Origin of the sequence: Hominiventricola aquisgranensis (assembly GCF_040096225.1) — a bacterium.
In the GTDB taxonomy this organism is placed as follows: domain Bacteria; phylum Bacillota; class Clostridia; order Lachnospirales; family Lachnospiraceae; genus Hominiventricola; species Hominiventricola aquisgranensis.
The window spans coordinates 1-23,030 of record NZ_JBBMFC010000033.1; the positions used below are offsets into that span (position 1 = coordinate 1).

At 47.2% G+C, this 23,030-nt stretch carries 20 protein-coding genes; 3 read left to right on the forward strand and 17 right to left on the reverse strand.

Annotation, left to right across the window (positions count from 1 at the left end; genetic code table 11):
- The 5 genes from WMO62_RS13930 to WMO62_RS13950 form a co-directional block, all read right to left on the reverse strand.
- On the reverse strand, nt 1-1,732 hold a 1,732-nt coding region (locus WMO62_RS13930; protein WP_349145051.1), incomplete at its 3' end, for a bi-domain-containing oxidoreductase.
- Nucleotides 1,733-1,748: 16 nt separating this feature from the next.
- The gene (locus WMO62_RS13935) at nt 1,749-2,972 is read right to left on the reverse strand and encodes a nucleotide sugar dehydrogenase (RefSeq protein ID WP_349145052.1); all 1,224 of its coding nucleotides are present in this window, start codon (nt 2,970-2,972) and stop codon (nt 1,749-1,751) included.
- Between the two features lie 23 nt (nt 2,973-2,995).
- Nucleotides 2,996-4,642, reverse strand: coding sequence for a heparinase II/III domain-containing protein (locus WMO62_RS13940; protein ID WP_349145053.1), 1,647 nt, complete (start codon nt 4,640-4,642; stop codon nt 2,996-2,998).
- A gap of 2 nt (nt 4,643-4,644) precedes the next feature.
- On the reverse strand, nt 4,645-5,907 hold the full coding sequence (locus WMO62_RS13945; protein WP_147601496.1) for a glycosyltransferase: 1,263 nt from the start codon (nt 5,905-5,907) through the stop codon (nt 4,645-4,647).
- 71 nt (nt 5,908-5,978) lie between these two features.
- A complete protein-coding gene (locus WMO62_RS13950) occupies nt 5,979-7,712 on the reverse strand; it encodes a hypothetical protein (RefSeq protein WP_349145054.1) in 1,734 nt (577 codons plus the stop codon).
- 171 nt (nt 7,713-7,883) lie between these two features.
- Here WMO62_RS13950 and WMO62_RS13955 point away from each other — a divergent pair, with 171 nt between their 5' ends.
- From WMO62_RS13955 to WMO62_RS13965, 3 genes are read left to right on the forward strand one after another with little or no spacing between them, the layout of a single operon-like run.
- Nucleotides 7,884-8,861 carry a hypothetical protein gene (locus WMO62_RS13955; protein ID WP_349145055.1) on the forward strand — a complete coding sequence of 326 codons (978 nt, stop codon included), beginning with the start codon at nt 7,884-7,886 and terminating at the stop codon, nt 8,859-8,861.
- A gap of 21 nt (nt 8,862-8,882) precedes the next feature.
- Entirely contained in the window at nt 8,883-9,863 is a 981-nt protein-coding gene (locus WMO62_RS13960) for a glycosyltransferase family 2 protein (protein WP_349145056.1), read from the forward strand.
- A 5-nt stretch (nt 9,864-9,868) separates the two neighbouring features.
- A complete protein-coding gene (locus tag WMO62_RS13965) occupies nt 9,869-10,663 on the forward strand; it encodes a glycosyltransferase family 2 protein (protein WP_349145057.1) in 795 nt (264 codons plus the stop codon).
- A gap of 14 nt (nt 10,664-10,677) precedes the next feature.
- Here WMO62_RS13965 and WMO62_RS13970 read toward each other — a convergent pair whose 3' ends face one another.
- The 12 genes from WMO62_RS13970 to WMO62_RS14025 all read right to left on the reverse strand — a co-directional run.
- Nucleotides 10,678-11,880 carry a hypothetical protein gene (locus WMO62_RS13970; RefSeq protein WP_349145058.1) on the reverse strand — a complete coding sequence of 401 codons (1,203 nt, stop codon included), beginning with the start codon at nt 11,878-11,880 and terminating at the stop codon, nt 10,678-10,680.
- Nucleotides 11,868-12,662 carry a hypothetical protein gene (locus tag WMO62_RS13975; protein WP_349145059.1) on the reverse strand — a complete coding sequence of 265 codons (795 nt, stop codon included), beginning with the start codon at nt 12,660-12,662 and terminating at the stop codon, nt 11,868-11,870. Before WMO62_RS13975 ends, WMO62_RS13970 begins: the two co-directional genes overlap by 13 nt.
- A gap of 33 nt (nt 12,663-12,695) precedes the next feature.
- Nucleotides 12,696-13,730 (reverse strand): DUF6077 domain-containing protein, encoded by a 1,035-nt coding sequence (locus WMO62_RS13980; protein ID WP_349145060.1) that lies wholly within the window; start codon nt 13,728-13,730, stop codon nt 12,696-12,698.
- Nucleotides 13,727-14,995: an EpsG family protein gene (locus WMO62_RS13985; RefSeq protein ID WP_349145061.1), complete on the reverse strand. Its 1,269-nt coding sequence runs from the start codon at nt 14,993-14,995 to the stop codon at nt 13,727-13,729. Before WMO62_RS13985 ends, WMO62_RS13980 begins: the two co-directional genes overlap by 4 nt.
- Nucleotides 14,992-16,089, reverse strand: coding sequence for a non-hydrolyzing UDP-N-acetylglucosamine 2-epimerase (gene wecB / locus WMO62_RS13990; RefSeq protein ID WP_349145062.1), 1,098 nt, complete (start codon nt 16,087-16,089; stop codon nt 14,992-14,994). Before wecB ends, WMO62_RS13985 begins: the two co-directional genes overlap by 4 nt.
- Nucleotides 16,086-17,177, reverse strand: a complete 1,092-nt coding sequence (locus tag WMO62_RS13995; RefSeq protein WP_349145063.1) for a glycosyltransferase family protein — start codon at nt 17,175-17,177, stop codon at nt 16,086-16,088. The genes wecB and WMO62_RS13995 overlap by 4 nt, the downstream gene beginning before the upstream one ends.
- A 2-nt stretch (nt 17,178-17,179) precedes the next feature.
- Nucleotides 17,180-18,310: a DegT/DnrJ/EryC1/StrS family aminotransferase gene (locus WMO62_RS14000; protein WP_349145064.1), complete on the reverse strand. Its 1,131-nt coding sequence runs from the start codon at nt 18,308-18,310 to the stop codon at nt 17,180-17,182.
- A gap of 1 nt (nt 18,311) precedes the next feature.
- Nucleotides 18,312-18,542, reverse strand: a complete 231-nt coding sequence (locus WMO62_RS14005; protein WP_117496930.1) for an acyl carrier protein — start codon at nt 18,540-18,542, stop codon at nt 18,312-18,314.
- Nucleotides 18,543-18,625: 83 nt separating this feature from the next.
- On the reverse strand, nt 18,626-19,798 hold the full coding sequence (locus WMO62_RS14010) for a diaminopimelate decarboxylase family protein (protein ID WP_349145065.1): 1,173 nt from the start codon (nt 19,796-19,798) through the stop codon (nt 18,626-18,628).
- Between the two features lie 17 nt (nt 19,799-19,815).
- The gene (locus tag WMO62_RS14015) at nt 19,816-21,348 is read right to left on the reverse strand and encodes an amino acid adenylation domain-containing protein (RefSeq protein ID WP_349145066.1); all 1,533 of its coding nucleotides are present in this window, start codon (nt 21,346-21,348) and stop codon (nt 19,816-19,818) included.
- Between the two features lie 10 nt (nt 21,349-21,358).
- On the reverse strand, nt 21,359-22,270 hold the full coding sequence (locus WMO62_RS14020; protein ID WP_349145067.1) for an LbetaH domain-containing protein: 912 nt from the start codon (nt 22,268-22,270) through the stop codon (nt 21,359-21,361).
- The coding region (locus WMO62_RS14025) for a Gfo/Idh/MocA family protein (RefSeq protein WP_349145068.1) at nt 22,263-23,030 on the reverse strand (768 nt) is incomplete at its 5' end. The genes WMO62_RS14020 and WMO62_RS14025, both read right to left, overlap by 8 nt.

A 23,030-nucleotide genomic window follows, 5' to 3' on the forward strand; every position in this document is an offset into this window, starting at 1 on the left:
GATACTGGATCAGATCCACAAAATGACATGCCTCGCCAAGAATCCTGCCGCCACCTGCTGCTTCATCATGTACCCAGTGATCCTTCGGAATAAATCCGGCATTTCCGATAAAATCGTAGACTGCCGGAATCTGATCCGTCTTCATCTCTCTCTTGATCTGCTGGATCAGCGGTGCATGTCTCCGGTTCAGTCCCACGAACAATTCGCCTTCAGACTGCTCATAAGCTTCTTTGATCGCTGTCAGTTCATCCAGAGTCAGACACAGCGGCTTCTCGCAGTAGACATTCTTTCCTGCCTTCAGTGCTTCGATCACAAACTTAGCGTGGCTGTTGTGCTGGGTGGATACGGCGATCAGATCAATCTCCGGATCACTCAGCAGTTCCTGATAATTATTGGTGGTATAACCAAACGGTGTGCCATCATTGGCCTGTGCGCCACCCACTCCGCCAGTGGTTGCCAGTCCGCGGAATTCAAAGAGCCCTGTCTCCTTCATGATTGGCAGCATGGTACTGCGTACAAAGTTTCCAGCTCCGATCAATCCCAGGCGGATCTTCTCACCAGAAGCCGCTCTCTTCGCCTTCGGATTCTCGATCCGACTCTGCCATTTTGTATCATTTTCATCATATTTCAGAAGAACACCAATATAACGCTCATGATTCGGATTCTTGGTAATCATCTCATAAGCTTCTGCCGCTTTTTCAAACGGGATCTCATGAGTAATAATATCCGCAAGGCTGATTCTTCCCTGCGCCAGCAGGCGCACAAACTCTTCAATGTTGCGGCCTTCTGTAAAACGCACATAGCCAATTGGGTAATCAATACCCTTCTGCTCATAGGTAGAATCATAACGGCCTGCTCCATAGGAACGTGCAATTCTAAAGGACAGCTCCCTCTCATAGTACGGACGTCTGTCAATATTCATCTGAGTCACACCAATCATACAGATGATGCCACGATCTCTGGCAATCGCTGCAGCCAGATCCATCGGTGCATTGCTGTTGGTCGCTGCGGTAATAATCACCTTGTCTACACCCCGGCCTCTGGTCAATGCTTTCGTCATATCCGCTGCATTGTCATCACCAGAATTAATAAACGCCTTCAGCCTGGTACCCGGCATGGTCTTATCTACCACATCGTAACCGATCACATCGCATCCATAAGCATTCAGGATCCGGCATACAATCTGACCCACCAGTCCCATACCGATAACTGCCACGGTCTCTCCCGGAACCACTTCTGCCTGATGGATTCCTTCCAGAGCAATACCTCCCAGCGCGCAGAATGCTGCCTGGCGATAATCAGTCAGTTCCTCAGGTACTTTGGTCAGCATGGTACGGCTTACACGGTTGATCTCACAATGGTAAGCAGTTCCCACCATTGCCACCAGATCTCCGGCCTGCACCTCGGTCACTCCTTTTCCACAGGCAATGACACGTCCCACACCGGAATATCCCATAGGCATGGGCTCTGCCAGCTTGTTAAAAGCACTCTCAATGGTAGTTACGATCCCGTCTGTTGATAACTTCTCCATTACTTTTTTTACCTGATCCGGGCGTTCCAGCGCTTTCTGAATCAGATTCTTTCCACCAAAGGAAGCCAGTCCTCTCTCAGTTCCCGCACTGACAACGGTGTACAGGCTCTCCACCAAAGCCATATTTTCCTTTACTGTGGGCATAGGCTGATCGATCAGCTTCATACTTCCATCACTTACATTCAAAAATAATTGTTTCATACTTTTCTTACTTCTCCTACAGTCTGTATACCCCATCCAGGAAGCAGATATGTCTGGTGTCCAGTACAACCTTTCCTTTCAGTTCGTCCATATGCTCCTTGATCTCATCATGTCCCACCAGCAGAACTACCATGTCCACATCGTGTAAGAAGCTATCCAGATCATGGTACTGATTCGGAACAAGATCTCTGGTCACATACGGATCATAGACCTTGATCTGACCGCCGCATAGATGACGCTCCATACTCTCCAGCATCTGAAGTGTCGGGCTCTCTCTGGTATCGTCTACATTTTCCTTATAAGTCAGACCATAGAGACCTACACGTCCCACATCGGTCATGCCATTCTCTTTCATAATGTTGTGGATCCGCTCCAGCACAAAGTCCGGCATAGAGTCATTGATCTTACGTGCTGCCAGAATGATGTTGGACAGTCCCGGATAATCTCCCACCAGGAACCATGGGTCCACAGAGATGCAATGTCCGCCAACGCCCGGTCCTGGAGTCAGAATATTGACACGGGGATGCTTGTTGGCAATACGGATGATCTCGTACACGTCCATGTTATCTGAACGGCAAATCTTGGCCAGCTCATTGGCAAATGCAATATTGATATCACGGAAGGTGTTCTCTACTACCTTGGTCATCTCTGCAGTACGGATATCTGTTACAACGATCTCACCCTCACAGAAGGAACTGTACAGAGCTTTTACCTTCTCACCAATTTCCCTGCTGTCTGCACCAATAGTACGGGAATTGTGTTTCAGCTCATATACCATATTTCCCGGGATAATACGCTCCGGTGCATGGACCAGATTGATATCCTCTCCGATGACAAAGCCTCTCTCCTCTACTACCGGACGCACATATTTATTGATGGTTCCCGGAGATACGGTGGACTCTACCACTACGGTTGCTCCCTTGGGGCAGACCTCCATCACATCTTTGACCGCTTCTGCCACGTAGCTTGCATCTACTTTTTTGCTTGCCTTGTCATAAGGGGTCGGCACTGCGATAATGTACATATCCGTGCTCTGATACTCATGAGAAAAACGGATGCCTTTTTTCACTGCCTCGTTGAACAGCTCATCCAGCCCGTCCTCCTCAAAGGTCGGCTTTCCTGACTGAAGAGTGTCCACCAGTCCCTTATTATAGTCTGTTCCTACTACTTCCACGCCATGTGCCGCAAACATCAATGCGGTGGGAAGTCCAATATAACCAAGTCCTACTACGTTAATCATGTTTTCTCTCCTTTGTGTAATGATTACCAATTGATCTGTATCTCATGTTCTGACCCATCACCTTCCCAGGCGATCTCCAGAACCTGTATCTTCATTATCTGACCAAACTCCGGTGCATAAGAGCAGATTTCTCCATCCCGGTGGATCTTTATCTGATCTGACAACTCCGGTATGATCCGGCAGATTACGTTGCCGTCCACTGCTTTCACAAGCACCTGTCCGTCCTGTTCTTCATATTCATAATCCGGCGCCAGGTGCAGATACCCCTGTGCTGATCCAATCACCTGATCCTTTACAACCACTTTCTGATCTTCTGTCAAGATCGTTCGACCCTGATGTCTGCCTGTAGCAGTGACCAGCTCTCCATGGATCCAGTCTGCACCGCAGTCGCCGGATACCTGACTGATCCGCTTTGCCACCCGGTGTTCGCCCCAGCATTCCGACTGTTCTTCCCCTTCAATGACCACCGTATTGTGTGCCCGGGTACTTCGAAAATACCCTCGCAGGCTTCCCTGATACTGTCCGGTTCCGGAGTTAACAAAGACCGGATGCTGATTCACAGACACCTCAAAGCTCAGACCATCACAATGTCCATGTCCCGGCATGTAATCTGGTGCGATCTCTCCTGCATCCATCAGGATCTTCAGTCCCTGATGTCTCAAACAGTAATATCCTGCGTCGGGAAATGCGTTCTTATTGACTGGTGCAATGGAAAATTCTTCCCGAAGTGCCGCCAGAAGGCTCAACATGGATCTGGCCACATTATCTCCCGAATCGTTGAATAATGGAGTGTGTCCCATACCCTCTTCCAGGGAATACATGGCATCTGTCATGGGCTGCAGCAACGCACTCAATTCCTGATAGAACAACTGATCTGCATCCTTCACACCCTTTGCTGCCCTCATGACATCTTCCAGAACGATCTTATGGTACATGATACTTCTCTCATAATGTACCCCGTCAGGCAGGATCTGTTCTTTTAATTCTTCCTGTAATCTGGACTTATACTCCGCATAGATGCCTGGCTCCTTAAAATACAGGGCTCCCAGCATGACTGCCTTGAGATTTTCCAGATAATGATTTCCCAGCAAATGTAATTCCAGTTTTTTCTGCAGATGCAGATACTGGGCATACATGCTGTCTGTCAGTTTCAGAAAAAATACCTGATCTTCCTGCACCCGACCTTCAAATCCATCCAGGCAGATCCACAGATTCGTTAATCTTAGCGAAATAGTGTAAGGATGCCAGCCATCTCCTTTTCCGTCCGCATTGTCACTGATCCAACGTTCACAGTAATCACGGAAACAGGTGTAGTATTTCTCATTCTTCGTCTCCCGATAAGCTGCCACCAACGGAATCAGAAACTCCAGATACTGAAGGTTAAAGTTCCATAGATGAGATTTGTCCGGATGTTTCCAGTCATTTCCACTGGGTGTTCCGCTCTCATGAAGAAGCGTCACATTCCCATTCAGCAATTCTTCCAGTGAAAACCGCTTTAAGTAGTCTGGATGTTCATCCAGTCTTGGCATCCATAACGCAAGTTCTCCCTTAACCGGTGCTTTTGCCTCTGTCTCCGCCGCTTTTCCTCTGGTCAGACGGTTCTTGATCAGATATCTGATCTGACTTTTTTTCAAATATTTTAATGTCTCACAGTATTTTTTAATATCCACGCTTATTTCTGCTCCACACTCTCGATCACATGATACAACCGCTCTGTCAGCACGGAGAAATCAAAGTCTTTGGCTCCCTCCTGTGCATTGTGCGCCATCTGCGCATAAGTCTCAGCAGGCATATCATGGATCTTCAGAATCTGCTCTGCCAATGCCTGCGGAGTGCACTCCTCCAGAGACAGACCACACTGGTATTTATCCAGAATACAATATCCCATCTTTACCGTAGAGATGATGGGTTTACCGCTTGCCATGTACTCGAACAGCTTGTTGGAGCTGTTTCCGCGGGACCAGTTGTAGTTGCTCTGGGAATAATTCAATACATTCACTGATGATCTGCTCAAAATATACGGAATATATTTTTTCTCTACAAAGCCTTTGAAGATCACATTGTCAATGTGCTCGTCCTTCACCCGCTGCTGCAATTTCTCTAGTTCACTGCCACCGCCGAAGATCAGGAACTGAATATCCTTCTTGTCCTTCAGAAGCTTCGCAGTATCCAGCAGATTTCCCACATTGTTGACCGGGCGGACCGTTCCTGTATAGACAACCTTGAAGGTATCCGATGTCAGATCTGGATCATCCAGCACATTTTTCTCGATACTTTCATAGTAATCTGACAGCTTGACACCATTATTCACATAGTGGCATTTTTTCAGGTCGATCTTTCCACCATGCGCTGTATCCCAGCCCATCTCCTTAATGTGGTCCACATCTCCTTCTTTGGTAAACACAATGGCATCCGCATGGACATACATCCATTTTTCACCGGCACTCAGCATCCTTCCTGGCAGACTGTTCATCTTCACCTTGCCCACAGAAAAGATCGCCTCCGGCCACAGATCCCGCACCTCCACGATGGCAGGCACATGAAATCTTCTTGCGATCAGAATGCCTGCAATACTGGTCAGCGGATGGGCACTGGATCCCATGATCACATCCGGCTTTCCATATTCTTTTGCATACTTCCTGCTGATCTTCATAAGTCCTGTAAAGAACGAGATCATATTCTTTACACGGGACAATCCATTTCCCTGATATTTGCTGGTCTTTACAAACACAAAGGGAACCCCTTCCTCTTCGGTCCGAAGATAAGGCTTCCCATATGTGTCCACGCACCCGCCGGTCTGATGAAGCTCATTGGCCGCAAATACCGTGGTCTCTATTCCTTTTTCCTTTAAATACTCTGCAAAATAAAAATGACGAAGCAACGGTCCGGTAAGCGGGGTCGTTGCATAATGATTAAAAATCCAGAATCTTCGCATGACTTCTGTTGTCCTCCACAGCTTCTGTTAAAATCCATAGTTCTAATTATTTTAACACTTCTTTGGAGTATTTACAATATTTGAAGCTTATAGACTGTAAATCCAGCTATTTTATCCACCTCTTCACAGCTTCCATTCTCATAGAGCTCTGTCAGATATTCTGTTCCCCGGTCAAAACTGCTGATCAGATAGACATTGTCTGCACCATATAATGCCTCTTTCACACTGCTGATTCCATTCTGCTTAAGCTTTCTCTCCCAGACCGGGCTGTATGCGATCCAGTCTCCCAGGGACATATAGTTCATCACATACGGATTCTTCTGCCACAGATGTACATTGTAGGTGGTCATTGCCATAGATGTCACATCGTTAAAATAAAAGTTATCCGGATGATCCATGCAATAGACTTTTAGTTTTTCTACATTCTCATTCCATTTTGCAGTCTCCAGATTCTGTGTACGCACAGTCGTGACCTTCCATACTGCCCCGACGACCATAGCTGCCAGCAAAAGTGCCAGGCTTGCTTTTCTGCACACCTTCTTTGCTGCTGACCGACTCACACCGCCTGCATCATCCATCACATACTCACGAGCCAGCAGTAATAACGGCACTATCAGCATCAGATTCATACTGATCAATACCCGCTCCGGCATTCTGCCCCGGTAGATCAGATAGAGCCAGAGTACGATCTGCATACCTGGAATACAGATGGTCTCCAGCACACGCTTCCAATCCTTTCGGAAGATCCATCCCAGAAGCAATATCACATAACCTGACATAGCTGCCAGATGAAGATACTCATATTTTCCAGCAAGTGTTCCTTTTATATAAGTTTTTACTGTCTGACGCAGCTTCTGTACCACATTGGTCTGTCCGCTGATCTTTTCACTTCGCTTTTCAAAATAGTCCAGAAAGAAAGACTGATCCACACGATCATCCGCTGTATAATTATAGTAATACAGATTCTTTGCTCTGGCTTTGCTGTCAACCCCCACACTGTGATAGAGTGCCTGTTCATCCTCATATCTTGGAAACATATATTCCTCGTAATCATAGATCAGGGAACGGGTGTTATTAAACGCATTGTAGAACTGCCAGTCCTCGCTGCCGTATCCAATAAATAATCCCGCCACATACAGCAAAGCTGCCAGCACCGGTGCTGCCGGAATCCACAGATTCTTCTTATCCGCACCTTTGTTCTCCCATACCCTCAACAGCCACAACAGACCACAGACCGGAAGGATCATGCAAAACACTGAAAATCTCAACTCAATGCTCAGAAAACAGAGAACTGTCAGCAGCACCAGATCTCTGATCTGAATCTCTTCCGCCGTCATATACCAGAAGATCACGGTCACTGCCACAACTGCCGCCGTAGTCGTAAAGGAAAGCTGTGTCATGGGCTTGATATCCAGGATCATCCATAGTACGATCAGCGCCAATGGCCAGATATGAATCTTTCTTCCCGGTCTGCCAGCCAGTCTGTCACGATCTTCCCGCCGTTCCTGTAGCTCTGTCAGCCTCCATGCCATCAGTCCCATACAGCATACCTGCAGAAAAATGTATCCAAGCGCATACCAGTCCACGTTCCGCACTGCACGGTAGAGTCCCGCTACCAGCAGCGGATACCAGTAACCAGTGAAGAAGCCATGGGCATCCGGTATCCCCAGGTACTGGCCTGATATCACCTCCATCATGGTCCGGTCATCCACAATTCCGTAGACAAAAGGCACAGCTGTCAGTAATATCAATATATACATCATCGGGCAGACAACTGCCCAAAAACATTTTTTCTTCCAGATCATCTTCGATACCTCACCTTTATTATATTAGCATATCGTTCTTTTACCTGATGTTCAACTTAATTTTTCTTAAATTTCAACAAAAAAACAAGTAAATATTTTCCATAGGTTGACGCATTTTTTCTTATGGCTTATAATAAATTTTGATTTACAAAAGAACTAAAGGAGTTTGTTATGGAAAAGGAATACGGGGGATATCTGCCGCTGGAGCTATCCAAAGGCAGACCATATTATACAGGAGAGGATGTGATTGCTTTAAATGCCGGACGATATGCGATCACTTACGCCATTGAAGATGCCGGCTGGAAGAAAATCTATCTTCCTTACTGGCTCTGTGACACAGTAAAGGATGCCATTCATATCTGTCTTCCCGATGTAGAAATTGGTTATTACCATATCGATGATCAGCTTCTGCCGACAGATGTCACTTTATATGATCAGGAGGGGATTCTCTGGGTCAATTATTTCGGACTTCAGTCAGAACTGGTCATTGAACATCTGGTGCATCAATTCCACGGACAGATTATCATTGATAACACACAATCCTTTTTTACAAAACCGCATCCCCAGGCATGGCAGGTCTATTCCTGCAGAAAATTCTTCGGTGTCAGTGACGGAAGCTATGTAATCCACCATAACATCAGACATCGGGAAATTGCCGAACGGTATTCCAGCATCTATTCGGTCCATTTGCTGCATAGTCTAGAAAGAGGAACTAACTATTCCTATTCCTTAAATAAAGAGAATGAAACCCGCCTTGGTTTTTGCGGTCCTTCCGCCATGTCCCGCCTGACTTCCGGAATTCTGTCTTCTGTCAACTACGAACAGGTGCAGGAGACCAGAAATAAAAACCTGGCTGCTCTTCATCGGATCTTATCTCCATATAATGAGTTCCCGGTCTTTCGATCTGCCCCTGCCATGTCCTATCCATTCTTGTGGAAAGAGAAACAGTTGAAAAATGCGTTGATTCAGAGTAAAATCTACGTACCGACGCTTTGGACAGAGACATTGGAGAATCCCGGATCCAGTTCCTGGGAACGTTATCTATCCGAGCATCTGTGCATTCTGCCCATTGATCAGCGCTATGATACTTCTGATATGGAATATATCGGAAATACCGTACTGAACCTGATCAATGAGACATCATTGTAATTTAGAAGAAGGTTATACATTATGAAACTCAGCTTTGTCATTCCCTGCTACCGCAGTGAAAAAACAATCATCCCGGTTCTGGAAGAGATCCAGGACAAGATGAAAGAAAGATCAGAATACGATTACGAAGTGATCACTGTCAATGATTATTCACCGGATCATGTACTGGACGTATTAACTGCTTATGCAGATACTCACTCTTTTCTGAAGGTAGTGGATCTGACCCGGAATTTTGGCCAGCATGCTGCCATGATGGCCGGTCTTTCCTATACCTCCGGTGACTGGATCGTATTCCTGGATGATGACGGACAATGTCCCATGGATCACCTGTGGGAGCTTCTGGCTCCACTCCATGAGGGATATGATGTTTCCCTCGCAAAATACAAATTTGAGGAACGAAAGGAATCGTTCTTCCGTGTCCTCGGCAGCCGTCTCAATGATGCGATGGTATGTTCTCTTCTGGACAAACCAAAGGATCTGACCGTGTCTAATTTCATCGCCATGCGGTCTTTTATTGCTGATGAGATTCTCCGATACAAAAATCCGTACCCTTACATCGATGGTCTGATCTTGCGATCCACAAGAAAGATTGCCAGTGTTCCCATGGCAGACAGGGAACGGTTAAGCGGGCATTCCACCTATACACTGGGAAAGCTGATCTCGCTGTTTTCCAATGGGTTTACTGCATTTTCCATTAAGCCTCTGCGGATTGCTACCTTTACCGGTGCTTTTTGCTCTGTAATCGGTTTTATTCTTGGTCTGGTCATCATCGTTGAAAAGATTCTGCACCCGGCCGGCATCCTTCCTGGCTACAGTTCTCTGATGGCTGTGAATCTGTTTATTGGCGGTATGATCATGATCATGCTGGGAATCTGCGGCGAATACATTGGCCGCATCTATATCAGTCTGAACAGCAGTCCGCAGTATGTGATCCGTGATACTTATCATCTGGACCGCCATCCGTTGCGCGGCAGTGAGACTGCTTATCTTGACAAGGAGTAGCCTGTATGTATTACTTTGGACTTATCTTATCCATCATCACTGTCTGCTATAATGCCAAAGAAGACCTGGCCCAGACGGTGGACAGCGTTCTTTCACAGACGTGGAGAAATTTTGAATATATTGTGGTCGATGGCGATTCTACTGATGGAACAAAAGAATATCTGGAACAGCTCAGACCGTCTTTCAAAGAAAAGAACATTTCTTTACGTTATGTTTCCGAGAAAGATGAAGGAATCTACGATGCTATGAACAAGGGAACCCTTATGGCAACCGGTCACTGGGTCATGTATCTGAATGCCGGTGACCTCTTTGTCAATGCATCGGTTCTTCGTAATATTTTTGCTGATGATCCTGATACCCAGATTCTCTATGGGGATACTCTCTGCACCTATCAGGGACAAGTAAAGCGATATCCGGCAAAACCTTTAACCACGCTGCCAAGACAGATGGCCTTCTGTCACCAGTCTGCATTGATCGAGCGGGATGTAGCTCTGCGTTTTCCTTATGACACCAGCTATAAGATCTGTGCAGACCATCACTTTTTCTTAAAAGCCTATTCCAAAGGACTTGCCTTTGAATACTGTGGGCTTCCCATCGCGGTCTATGAGATCTCCGGTGTCTCTGATCGAAACAAATGGCAGGCACACAAAGAGCAGCTGCGGATGCAGAAAGAGCTCGGGGAGCTTTCTATCACCCCAAAATGGATTCTGCTGGAACTGGTATTCTTCATCAAACTGGGATTAAAGGCGATCCTTGGACAAGCATTTATTGATAAAGTCAGAAAAAAGCGGCTGAGCTGATCAGCCGCTTTTCGTTACTCATTTTTTGATTTTAAGATGCTCGCCAGGAATATGAGTCCTGCAAACAAGGTAAGAACCTGATTTCTGTACGTGTACCAGTAGTGGATCTGGGAATGATTGGACATGACCAGATACCAGATATACGGATATGCTGCCACCAGCAGCAAGGGCAGATAAGCCAGGATCGTCTTCATATCCTTTGCTTTCTTCCAGATCAGTAAAATCAACGCGATAACTGCGATTACAATTACTACCTTACTCCAGCTGATCATTCCATTGTCACGGATATTGAGCCACGCCTTCAGATTCTTCTGAAGAGTTCCGATCCGATCCAGCGGCTCCTCCTCACTTCCGTTCAGACGATATTCAATCACGCTCAGGTTTCTGATAAAATACCGTACACCAAGAACGACTGTCGTAATTCCCCATTTCGCAATCCAGGTCAGTGCATAACCAACTCCCCAGGAGATGGATGACCAGATGGTGAACAACAGATTATCCTTCAGATCAGCCTTCTCATCCCGTACCCGCATCCACAACAGCAGGATCAGCGGAATTCCCAACGTAATGATCGGATAAGTCAGAAAATCAAAGAAATTCTCTATCATCCCTACTACAAAGAAGAACAGGAAAAATCCCATCTCTTTCATTCGCAGCTTCTCATACCTGCTCATCAGAACCCCGATGGACACGAATAATACCAGAAATGTAGATAAAAACTGCAGACATACAGACGACAGCGCCGCATTTCCTGTGGCAATTGACAGTACATACAGTACTGCATAGGCTGGCCTGGTCTTCTTCGCGATCATCCACGCACTCCAGAACAGCAGAATCTGAAATGCCAGCATGCCAAGATACCGGATCTCCGTAATCTGGAACAGCACACTCAGCGGCCGCAGATACAGCATATATCCATGCCAGTATCTGGGGTACTGATTGATACTCACCGATGCCTGAATGGGATTGTAATCCCGGTTCGGAATCAGCCCATTATACATAACTCCTTCTGTATGCACATCCATGATGGAGTTGTGACGATAGAAGAAATACATAGGATAAGATCCCTCTCCATCCATGATCTCTATGGAGCTGTTCACATTGTTCTGGATCCAGGAATCCGGAATGCAAAATACCAGTGCCATGGAAACAAAAAATGCAAGGATCAGTCCCACATATACCTTAACGAACGGTTTTAATTGCTTTACTCTTCCCATTTTTTTGTATTCTGTCCTTCCTCATAATCTGTGTCTACAAATATGGTAAATTCATCCGTATGACCATATTCTTTATAGCCATAAGACTCCCAGTTATCACTGTACATGTGGCTGTTAGAAAATACCAGAAATGTACATCCTTCTTCTTTGGCTAAAGATGCGACAAATGCAACATCCATTTCTTCTTCCTGAGTTGCCTTATACAGAGCTGCCTGCGGGCTATCCACTTCCCTTACATTGTAAGTCAAAATATTCCGTCCGTACTCTAGCGTAAGTGACGGATCATACAACCGAATATAAGGCATCAGGCGATTGGATACCAGTGCATGAACATTGCCTGGAAGCAGATCACAGACTGCCACCACATTCTGCGGAATCTTATAATCATTGGTCGATGCCTGAAACTCCTCTGATTTTAACAATGGTGTTCCACACAGTATGATCACTGCCATCCCGATCAGAAACGCCCCCTGCCGCAGCCATCCTTTCAGATGACCGATCAGCAGACAGCATCCATAGGGGATCAGTACAGCTATCAGGATCAGCCACAGGATCCGCCAGTATACGTTCTCTCCCAGCAGCTTCATGAACAGCATCCCGGTCAACGGACACCAGTAGATAAATAAAAACAGCAGTGGCAGCACGCCCAACAGCAGTTTTCGCATGCCATCTTTCTCTTTCCAGAAAATAAAAACCAATACGATCAATAACAGCGGAAAGATCCAGGCTCCCTGAAAGGTATCGAGAAAATCAGTTTTAGCTATTGTAAAAAAATCCTGCATCTTATATCCTTTCAAAATTCTTTTCTGTCAGCATCAATGGGTCAGATAAATATAATACACACCTAAAATAATACACGGAATACAAGCCGCGATTCCATACGCCAGACAGGAAATACTTTTCTTCTTTAACGAAACCACCAGGATCGTCAATCCTACAAATACCGGTGTCAGCATAATTCCCATGGATGACAGGAGACACCCTGCAAGCCCTGTCACACCAAGCATCCACCAGTCTGCCCATGTTTTTTCCTGCAGAGCGATCCGAAGCATCCAGTAAAACAGCAATGGGATAAGAACTGTAGCCAGAATTCCCTTTCCCACCCATGGGGTAATGCTTAGAAATGTCAGCCCCGAAGTATGCTCTCCGCTCATAAAGAGATGAAGCAGTACTGCAAATGCCAGAAACATTCCCTGCAGACCAATGTCCTCTGGAAACAATTTCTTTCCCAGCAGTCCATACACCATATATGCCAGAGGAATGATCAGCCAGGGCAGGATCGTGTGGGCCATGATTGTCGGGATCATCCCGATCAGCTTTGATAACCATGCATAGAAAATGGGCCACAGAGATAACACATATCGTTTATCAAAATCCGCCATAGCTCCTGTCTCCGGATAGACCCAGTAGATCTTATCTGACCAGACAGCTTCATTGGCAAGATTCACATAATAAGTGTCATCCCACTCCAGATACATATGATGGTGAAGGAACCACAACTGATAACAGATCAATACCAGTGCCACCAGATGTCCCAGTGTCACATATTGTCGCCAGTTCTTCAGAAATTCTTTCCCATCTTCCAGAATATCTTTCCAGCAGAACACCCCTGCCAGTGAGACCATTCCGGCTACAATGGTATATACCATCACAAAGCTATGGAAAGATGCAAGCTTCATGGTCATCGGCACAAGGATCAGCTCCATCAGCGCCCACCAGACCATCACACCTGCTACAATGGAAAACCAAAATCCTTCTTTATGAAGTTTTAATACTCGTCGCAATCCATATCCGGCGAAAAATGCTCCACCGAAAAACAGGATTGCCGTCCGTAAGATTTCCAGCCTCATGGTTCCTCCTGTGATTCCAGCATCCACAGCTGCTGGTCTTCCAGATTGTACTCATACATCTGGTCTGTCTTTTCCTGATAATCATAATAATCATTGATCTTCTGCTGATTCAGAACGGATACGTAAGGATAAGTAAACAGGTTCACGCCCAGCTTGTCATATCCGCCCTCACTTACCGCCGCATTCAGATTCTTCACGCCCATCACAAGTGTGAGACACAGGAAAAATGTCATAACTCCGGTTCCTACATATTTTCGGAAAGGTATGCCTGTACCAATATGGGGCTTCTCCGTTATCATCATATCTTCAGAACTCCGACAACATGCCACAAGTCCTGCTGCCACCGCACACTCCACAACCTTGAAGATTGTCGCATAGCGGCTGGCATAATAGGCATTCCCTGACATCAACATATAAAAGCAGACACCACAGATATATACTTTGAACAACTGCTGTACCCACTTGGGAATCTCTTCCTTTTGCCTGCAAAGCCATATATATAGCATCAGCAATACTGCAAAACTCACCACACGCTCGCCCACAGCAAACAGGCTCATGCTGCCCTCTGTGAGAAAATGTGTCATATGATAGAATGGCAGAATTCCCAGGATCAACTGCTCCACCACTGGAATCTGAATTACCAGCCCAACAACCATCGCTGCTCCTGTCAGAGTCACCATGCCCCACACAGGAATATAGTATGCGATCACCAGCACCAGCCATCCATATCCCACCTTATGGAATGATGCCGCGATCAATACACCGATCACATACTGGATCCATTTCTTTTCCAGATAGAACGGAAGCACCAGTCCTAAGAAGATACAGATCGCCATGGCCTGGCGCAGCCCCGATACCATGTAGACAAAGATCAGCACCGGATAAGACAGAAACAGTCCCGTAGTCTGATACGGGACATATTTTTTCAGAAAACGGCCAAGCAACAGCATCTCGATCACTGCTGCTGCCATGGTCACTGTCCAGAACGGTGCCTGGAATAGTTTGAAAAAGGCGCAGAACAACCGCCAGCCCATCTCCGGATAGAATCCACAGATATAGCCTTTGGTCAGATCGATTACCGCAGGAATCGTCCGATAGATACCCTCATAGGTGGCATAGTCTGTTCCCTGTCCAAACCGCAGGGCAACCACTGCCGTAGTCACACACCAGCAGACAGTAAATATCTTTTGCTGATACTTGGGCTTGAACCATTCCAGTACCGCTCCTGCCGCAAGCAGCAATAATACAATCAAATACAGATTCATGCTTTTCCTTCCAGAATATCCGCAATTCGCTTGCAGGCAAATCCGTCACCATAAGGATTGCTTGCAGTGCTCATTGCCCGATAAGCTTCTTCATCCTCCAGAAGCTGTTTGAAATTCTGATAGATGACTTCCTCATCGGTTCCCACCAGCTTCAGTGTTCCTGCCTTGATTCCTTCCGGACGCTCGGTAGTATCACGCATGACAAGCACCGGTTTTCCAAGAGACGGCGCCTCTTCCTGAATTCCACCGCTGTCCGTAAGGATCAGATAGCTTCTGGACAGGAAATTATGGAAATCCAGCACATCCAGAGGCTCAATGATACGGATCCGCTCATCATCTCCCAGAATGGAGTCCGCGATCTCACGGACTACCGGATTCATGTGGATCGGATAGATGGCTTTGATATCCGGATGCTCGTCGCATACCCGGCGAATGGCACGGAACATATGCTTCATGGGCTCGCCTAAATTTTCCCGGCGATGGGCCGTGATCATGATGAGACGGCTTCCCTTTGCCCACTCCAGATCCGGGTGGGTATAGTCTTCTCTCACAGTGGTCTTCAGCGCATCAATGGCCGTATTACCGGTTACATAGATGGTATCCGGATTCTTGCCTTCCCGCAGAAGATTCTCTTTGGACAGCTCTGTAGGTGCAAAATTATAGGCAGAAATAATGCTCACTGCCTGACGGTTGAATTCCTCAGGATAGGGAGAATAGATGTTGTAGGTACGAAGACCAGCCTCCACATGTCCCACCGGGATCTGCAGATAGAAGCATGCCAGTGCCGTCACAAATGTAGTGGAAGTATCTCCATGGACCAGTACTACATCCGGCTGCACCTCTTCCAGCACTGCTTTGATCCGGTTTAAAATATTTGTCGTCACATCAAACAGGGTCTGACGGTCTTTCATAATAGACAGATCATAGTCCGGCTCCACCTGAAATGCTTCCAGCACCTGATCCAGCATCTGCCGATGCTGACCGGTTACACATACGACAGTCTCTATCCCTTTCCGGGTCTTCAGTTCATTGACCAGCGGACACATCTTGATTGCTTCCGGCCTGGTTCCAAATACCAACATTACCTTTTTCATGCCTGTTTCTCCTCCAGTGCATTCTGAATCTTCTGGGCAAGTCTGTGATTATTCCGCTCCACATGTACATGATCCACAAAATAATGCACGGCATCCTGCCATTTAGTGTAGTGCTCTGCCACTGCTTTGATCGCCTGTGCATAATCATCATCTGCGATTCCCACACCGTATTTCTCGCAGAACTCCTTTAACGGAGGATTGGTAGATGTGACCACCGGCTTTCCTTCAAATAAGAATTCGAAGATCTTGCCGCTGGCACAATATTTATTATTCAGGTCTCTCTGGTGATAAGTCACCATACCCACCTGACTGTGATCGATAAAATATTTCAAATGATCCTGGTCCATCCGGGGCAGGATCTTCACATTGGTCAGTCCATAATACTGAATGATCCGATGCGCCAGTTCCTCATCCTCTTCCTCACTGTCACCGATGAGCAGAAGCTCATACTTCTCCCCCAGATCCTTCATGGCCTCGATCATCTTTCCGGTAGTACGGGTCATATCGCAGCCTGCTGTAGAAATGATACGGAACTTCTCTTCTGCAAAGAATTCCTGACACTCCTGCTCCACCTGACGAGCTCTATCTTCAGAAGAGTATGCCAGACGACGGATATTTTCATAGTTGAACGGACGCTTCTTCAGCCCGAACATCTTCACCATAAGCTTTGCGCGAAATGCATTGGCTGCGATGACCACATCTGAATGTCTGGTGAAGATCTTCTCCATGAGACAGCCGATCCGTCCCGGGATACCAGCCGCACTCTTCATATCATAGAGTTCCCGGCAATCCTGGATCACATAGGTGGCACCTGTCAGACGCTTTGCCAGATAGCCCGGCAGGATTCCCTTCCGGTTATCGATAAAAATGGTGTCTACATCCTGCATTTTCTTCGCCTGCTTTGCACAGAAGGAAATGAATTTCAAATATCCGGAACCCTTATACAGAATGTGCTGTCCGCTTATTGGTTCTTCACCCTCATCGCGAGTGATAAAGGTAACTTCACCCAGCTCCTGCGCTACTTTGATCAGTTCTCTGAGACGTCCATCATATTTATAAGAATCATAGGAAATGAAAAGTATATTCATGCTTACGCTCCTGTTTTTTCACGGATCAGACGAATGATCTTATCCTGATCCTCTTCTGCCAGATAGGGAGATACCGGGATTGCCAGTGTCCGTCTACAGATGCTGGTAGTTACCGGCAAAATCTCGCCGTACAGACAGCAATTCTCAAATACCTTCTGCTGATGCAGTCCCTTCGGATAATAGATCATGGTCGGGATACCATTCTCCTGCAGATAAGCACGTACTTCATCTCTCTGTGCCTCATCTTTGAAAAGAATATTGTAAGATGCCCAGCTGGAAGTATAGCCTTCTGGAATCTGCGGAACTTTCACGCAGTCTGCCAGTGCTTCTGTATATCTGGCTGCCACACGGTTCACATCTGTCAGCTCATACTCTTTGAATGCTTTTAATTTCACCTGCAGAACTGCTGCCTGAATGGTATCCAGACGGGAGTTCATGCCCAGACGGACATTATCATATTTGCTGCTACCCTTTCCATGTACTCTCATAGAACGAAGCAGTGCTGCCCATTCATCATTGTCAGTGAAGATGGCACCGCCATCTCCATAGCAGCCCAGCGGCTTCGCCGGGAAGAAGGAGGTGGTTGCAATATGTCCGAATGTACCGGCTTTCTTTCCATGATAGGTGCTTCCAAATCCCTGTGCACAGTCTTCCAGCACATAGAGACCATATTTCTCTGCCAGTGCCAGTACCTTATCATAGTCAGCCGGAAGTCCGAACAGGTCTACGACTACCATGGCCTTCGGCTTTAATTTTCCTTCTTTGATCACTGCCTGAATGCAACGCTCCATGCTCTCCACATCTACGTTGAAGGTATCCTCATGCACATCTGCGAACACCGGAGTTGCTCCCACAAATGCCACAGACTCTGCAGAAGAGAAAAATGTATGATCCGGTACAAATACCGCATCCCCTGCTCCGATTCCCCATGCTTTCAATGCCAGGACCAGTGCATCCGTTCCATTTCCACAGGAAACACAATTCTTCACACCCACGTACTCTGCCAGCTCTTTCTCCAGCTCCTCTACCTGATCTCCTGCAATATAATCAGAAGAATCCAGTACTGCCTGAATGGCCTCGTCCATCTGCGGCTTCAGTGCCTGATACTGGCTCTTTAAATCACGAAACTGCATCTTATGCTTCCTCCTTCATTCTCTCCAGTAATCTCCAGATACCCTCTGCGGAGTTAAAGTTCTCCGGTACGATCTCCTCTGCCGGGATCTCCACACCAAACTGATCCTCCAGCTCTGCGATCAGTGTGATCACATCAAAGGATTCCAGAAGGCCTTCATCGATCAGTTCTGTCTCCTTTGTAAAATCGATCTCCGGTTTCAGAGCTGATAATACTTCCATTAATTCTTCCATGGTACTTCTTTTCTCCATTTCCGCGCTGTCCACTGACCGCGCTATATAAGTTTGTATAACATCTGTATCTACTTTGTATCTTCCTATTTACAAGTATTCAACATCCATGTCTCCAGTCCATCACGGAGCTTCACTACACCCTCGTCTTCACTGTAGAGATAAATCTTCGGCATCTTTCTGCTTAAGAACAGATAGATTCCTTCCGTCACCGAATAGGCACCGATATTGTGGAACACCAGATAATCTCCTACTCTTGCATCGGTGAGCGGCAGTTTCTTCAGCAGAATATCAGCCACCGTACACAGGGAACCATAGACGGTCCATTCCTCTTCGTCCTTCTCTTCCAGTGAATGCTGCGGAAAGTAAGACAGAATCGGCGTCTTCATGGCCATATTCTGACCATAGTAATTTACATGATTGATGCCTCCATCTACGATACACACGTTGACCGCATCATTTTTCTTCTGATCCATGATCTTCGTCATATAATATCCACAGGATGCGGTCAGAAACCGTCCCATCTCAAATACGATATCATAAGGTCTTGGCTCCTGGAACAGCTCCATAAACTCTGTCAGCAGACGCTCATCCTCTTCAAAATCATCCTTGGTAAAATAAGGCACACCAAGACCTGGGCCAAATTCCAGCACCTTAGTCACAAACTGTTCTTCTTCCTCCAGTCTTCTGGCGAAATCTTCGATGTACTCTACTTCCCCGGCAATCTTTTTCATGATTTTTTTCTGAGTTCCAGTAAAATACTGCAACCCGACCATAGTCACATGAGGGAACTTCTCTCTGTCGCGGATACACTCTGTCACATCCGCCTCACTCATTCCAAACTGATTGCCGCTGGTCACACGAAGCAGCAGCTCCACCTGACGATCCAGTTCGTCCGCACAGCGGCTCACCAGCTCCAGCTGGCTTCTGGATTCTGCTGTATAATGGGTCACCCCCTGCTCCATGGCATAGCGTACATCCTCATACTCCTTGTTCACGCCGGAAAGAACAATCTTCTCCATGGGAAGCTTTCTCTCCACACAGATGTGAAACTCTCCCGGAGAACACACCTCATATCGATCCGCCTGGGATTCCAGTGCTTCCACCAGGAACGGATTTGCTTTGATGGCAAAGCACAGCTTCGCCGGATGAATCATCTCTTTGATCCATCCGGCTCTCTTTTTCAATATATCAGTATCAAACACAAAAGACGGCGTTCCCAGCTGAACTGCCAGTCCTTCCAGTTTTTCTTCTGTCACAGACGCTACCTCCTGCTCTAACTCTTTACACGGTTCTGCATGGATTCCCGATACTCCTCCATCAGACACTTCCGGTCGATCTTGCCGTTCTTGGTCAGCGGCATCTCGTCCACCTGACGGAATACATTAGGAATCATAAACCGGGGAAGCCGCTCTGTCAACCTTTCGATGATCTCCTTTGCCTCCAGTTCGCCCACGTAGAATCCGATGATCTTCGTATTCGGTTCATCATAGATACAGCACACACGGCTGATTCCATCCAGTGCCTGGAACGCAGTCTCAATCTCTCCCAGCTCGATCCGATGTCCCATATGCTTGATCTGGAAATCCTTCCGGGTCACATAATAAAGCTCCCCGTTCTCATACCGTCCCAGATCTCCGGTGCGGTAAATGGGTTCCAGATACCGATGATTCAACGGATTCTGTACAAACGCTTCCGACGTCTTCTCTGAGTTTCGATAATAGCCCAATGCCAGAGCTGTACCAGAGACACAGATCTCGCCCAATGCGCCCGGCTCTGTCACCAGATGATCTTCCTCATCTAATAAGAAGACCCGCTCATTCGGAAATGGCACTCCGATGGGAAGTGTCTGATCTTCCGTGAACTCCCGGTCCACAATATAATAATTACAGTTACATGTGATCTCGGTCGGTCCATAGAGATTCACATACAGCACATCCGGCAGGTATTCCCGCCAGTAATTGAGCTGCTTCACCGGCATCACCTCACCACTGAACATGACTCTGCGAAGAGTGGTCGGTACCTTATACCGGAAGCCCTTCAACATGGAGATGATGCAGAGTGCGGATACAGCCCAGGTCAGACTGGTCACCTTTCTGTCATCCAGAAAATCCAGAAGCTTCTTCGGAACACTGAAGTATTTCTTCGGAATCACTTCCAGAGTCGCTCCCATCTTCAGACATGGATAAATATCCTTCACCGATACATCAAAATCAAAGGGTGCCTGATTGCCGATCACATCCTCTCTGGAAAATCCAAAGATCCTTGTGAAATGCTCCGTAAAATCGATAACGGAACGGTGGGATACCACCACACCTTTTGGCACTCCTGTGGAACCGGAAGTGAAGATCGCATAGAGTGGATCCACATCACAGACCATCTTTCGGCGACTGGCAAGTGCCTCTTCATCAATGACCGACTCCACCAGCTCTTCTGCCAACAACACTTTACCAGTGAATCCAAGGGCAGCAACTCTCTCTGCCAGCTTTCCGCTGGTAACGATAACCTCTGCCTCCAGCGTATCCAGGATCGTGCGGATCCGCTCGTCCGGCTGCTCCGGCTCGACCAACGTATAAAAGCAGCCTGCACAGACTGCTCCCATAAATACATTCAGGGTCCAGGCTTCCTTCTCCATCAGCACCGGAACCGGTGCATTCTGCGGCAACACCTGAAGCAGTGCACATCCGATCCTTTTTGCATTTCCAAGCACCTGTGCAAAGGTATAGCTGTGTTCCAGATCTTCAAAAGCCGGTTTGTCAGGACAGTCCGCCGCTGTGGCTTCCAGATAATCTAAAATGTTCTGAACCATGAATGTCTCCTTATTTCTTCTTTAACTCCAGTACTTTCCGTGCCGGGTTGCCAAACTGCTTTTCCCCTTCTGGCACATCCTTGATCGCCACGGCTCCGATTCCCAGATAGGCATGATCTCCCACGCTGATCCGGTTGGTGGTCACTGCCATAGGCGCAATATATACATGTTCTCCCAAGTCACAATGACCGGAAATACTTGATTTTCCTCCTACAGAACTGAACTCCTTGATCACACAGTTGTGTCCCACATCGCCCAGCATACCGATCACGGAGCTTTTTCCAAGAACTGTAGTTCTGGAATCGCCAGCTGCCAGAATGGATCCAGCCAGCAGCAGGCAGCCATCTTCAATGACGGTTCCTGCCAGATGAGGCAGATCTCGGCATAAGCCGTCTTCCAGACGATATACATCCATATCATCCACGCCGATCAGACATTTCTCCTGGATCTCCACATGAGATCCGATCCGTACATGATCCTTGATAATGGTTCCGGCTCCGATCCTGCAATGATCACCGATCTGTACGTCGGCTCCAATCACACAGAAAGGTGCAATCTCCACGTCCGTTCCGATCTTCGCATCAGAACTGATATAGCTTCCATTCTTCTGTACCAGCTCTGCTTTCGGGAGCAGCTTTTTATAGGTTTCCAGCAATACACCGTACAGACTTTTCTGCATGGATGCCTTCAGCTGAACACAGGACTCATGAAGTCCCGACAGCTCTACTTCTTCTTTAGTCACAAAGATGCTGTCATGCACTTTCGTATAGCTGTCCGCAACCTCTGTCCTCACGTAGATCATGCTGTTGCTCTCCGGTGCTTCCGGATCAGATACGCCGTACAGCAGTCCTTCTCTTCCTGCAAGCTCCGGGAATGCTGTCCCCGCAAGCTCGCTCATCTTTATCTCACCGATCTTAAACATCGAATTCTCCTGCCATATCCGTACTCTTGAAATGTTTCAGCGGAAGTTTTACCGGTACTCCATCCTTCTGGCTCTTGTAGATGGCAAGCACCATCTCCAGCGCATTACGTCCTGCTACAGCATCCACATACGGCTGTCTGTCATGCTCAATGGCATCGATCACATCCGCATACAGACTGGTATGACCATTTCCATATACATTGCTGGTAGCTTCCTGCAGGTTCTGATTCTTGGCGTCCTCTGCCTGCTCATCCTCGAATGCCCATACATCTATGTTATTGGTGGAAGTACCACCCAGCTTCACGGTTCCGTGCTCACCGAACATATACAAGGTCTCTTCCAGATTCTTCGGATATACATTGGTGGTTCCCTCGATGGTTCCGATGGCACCGTTCTTGAATTTTACAATAGCCATACCGATATCCTCGGCCTCCAGATAATGATGGAACTGCTGTCTGGTCACACCATAGACCTCATCTACCTCATCTCCGAACATCCAGCGGAGAAGGTCGATGCCGTGGATACACTGATTCATCAGCGCACCGCCGTCAGATGCCCATTTTCCTCTCCATGGAGCCTGAGTGTAATAGCCCTCGTTCCGGTTCCACAGTACATGGACGGAACCATGGGACAGTTTTCCGAAGCGCCCAGCTTCCAGAGCCTTTCTGGTCTCCTGTACTGCCAGGTTGAACCGGTTCTGATGGCAGGCAGATACCTTCACGTTCTTTTCCCGGGAACGACGGATGATCTCGTCCGCATC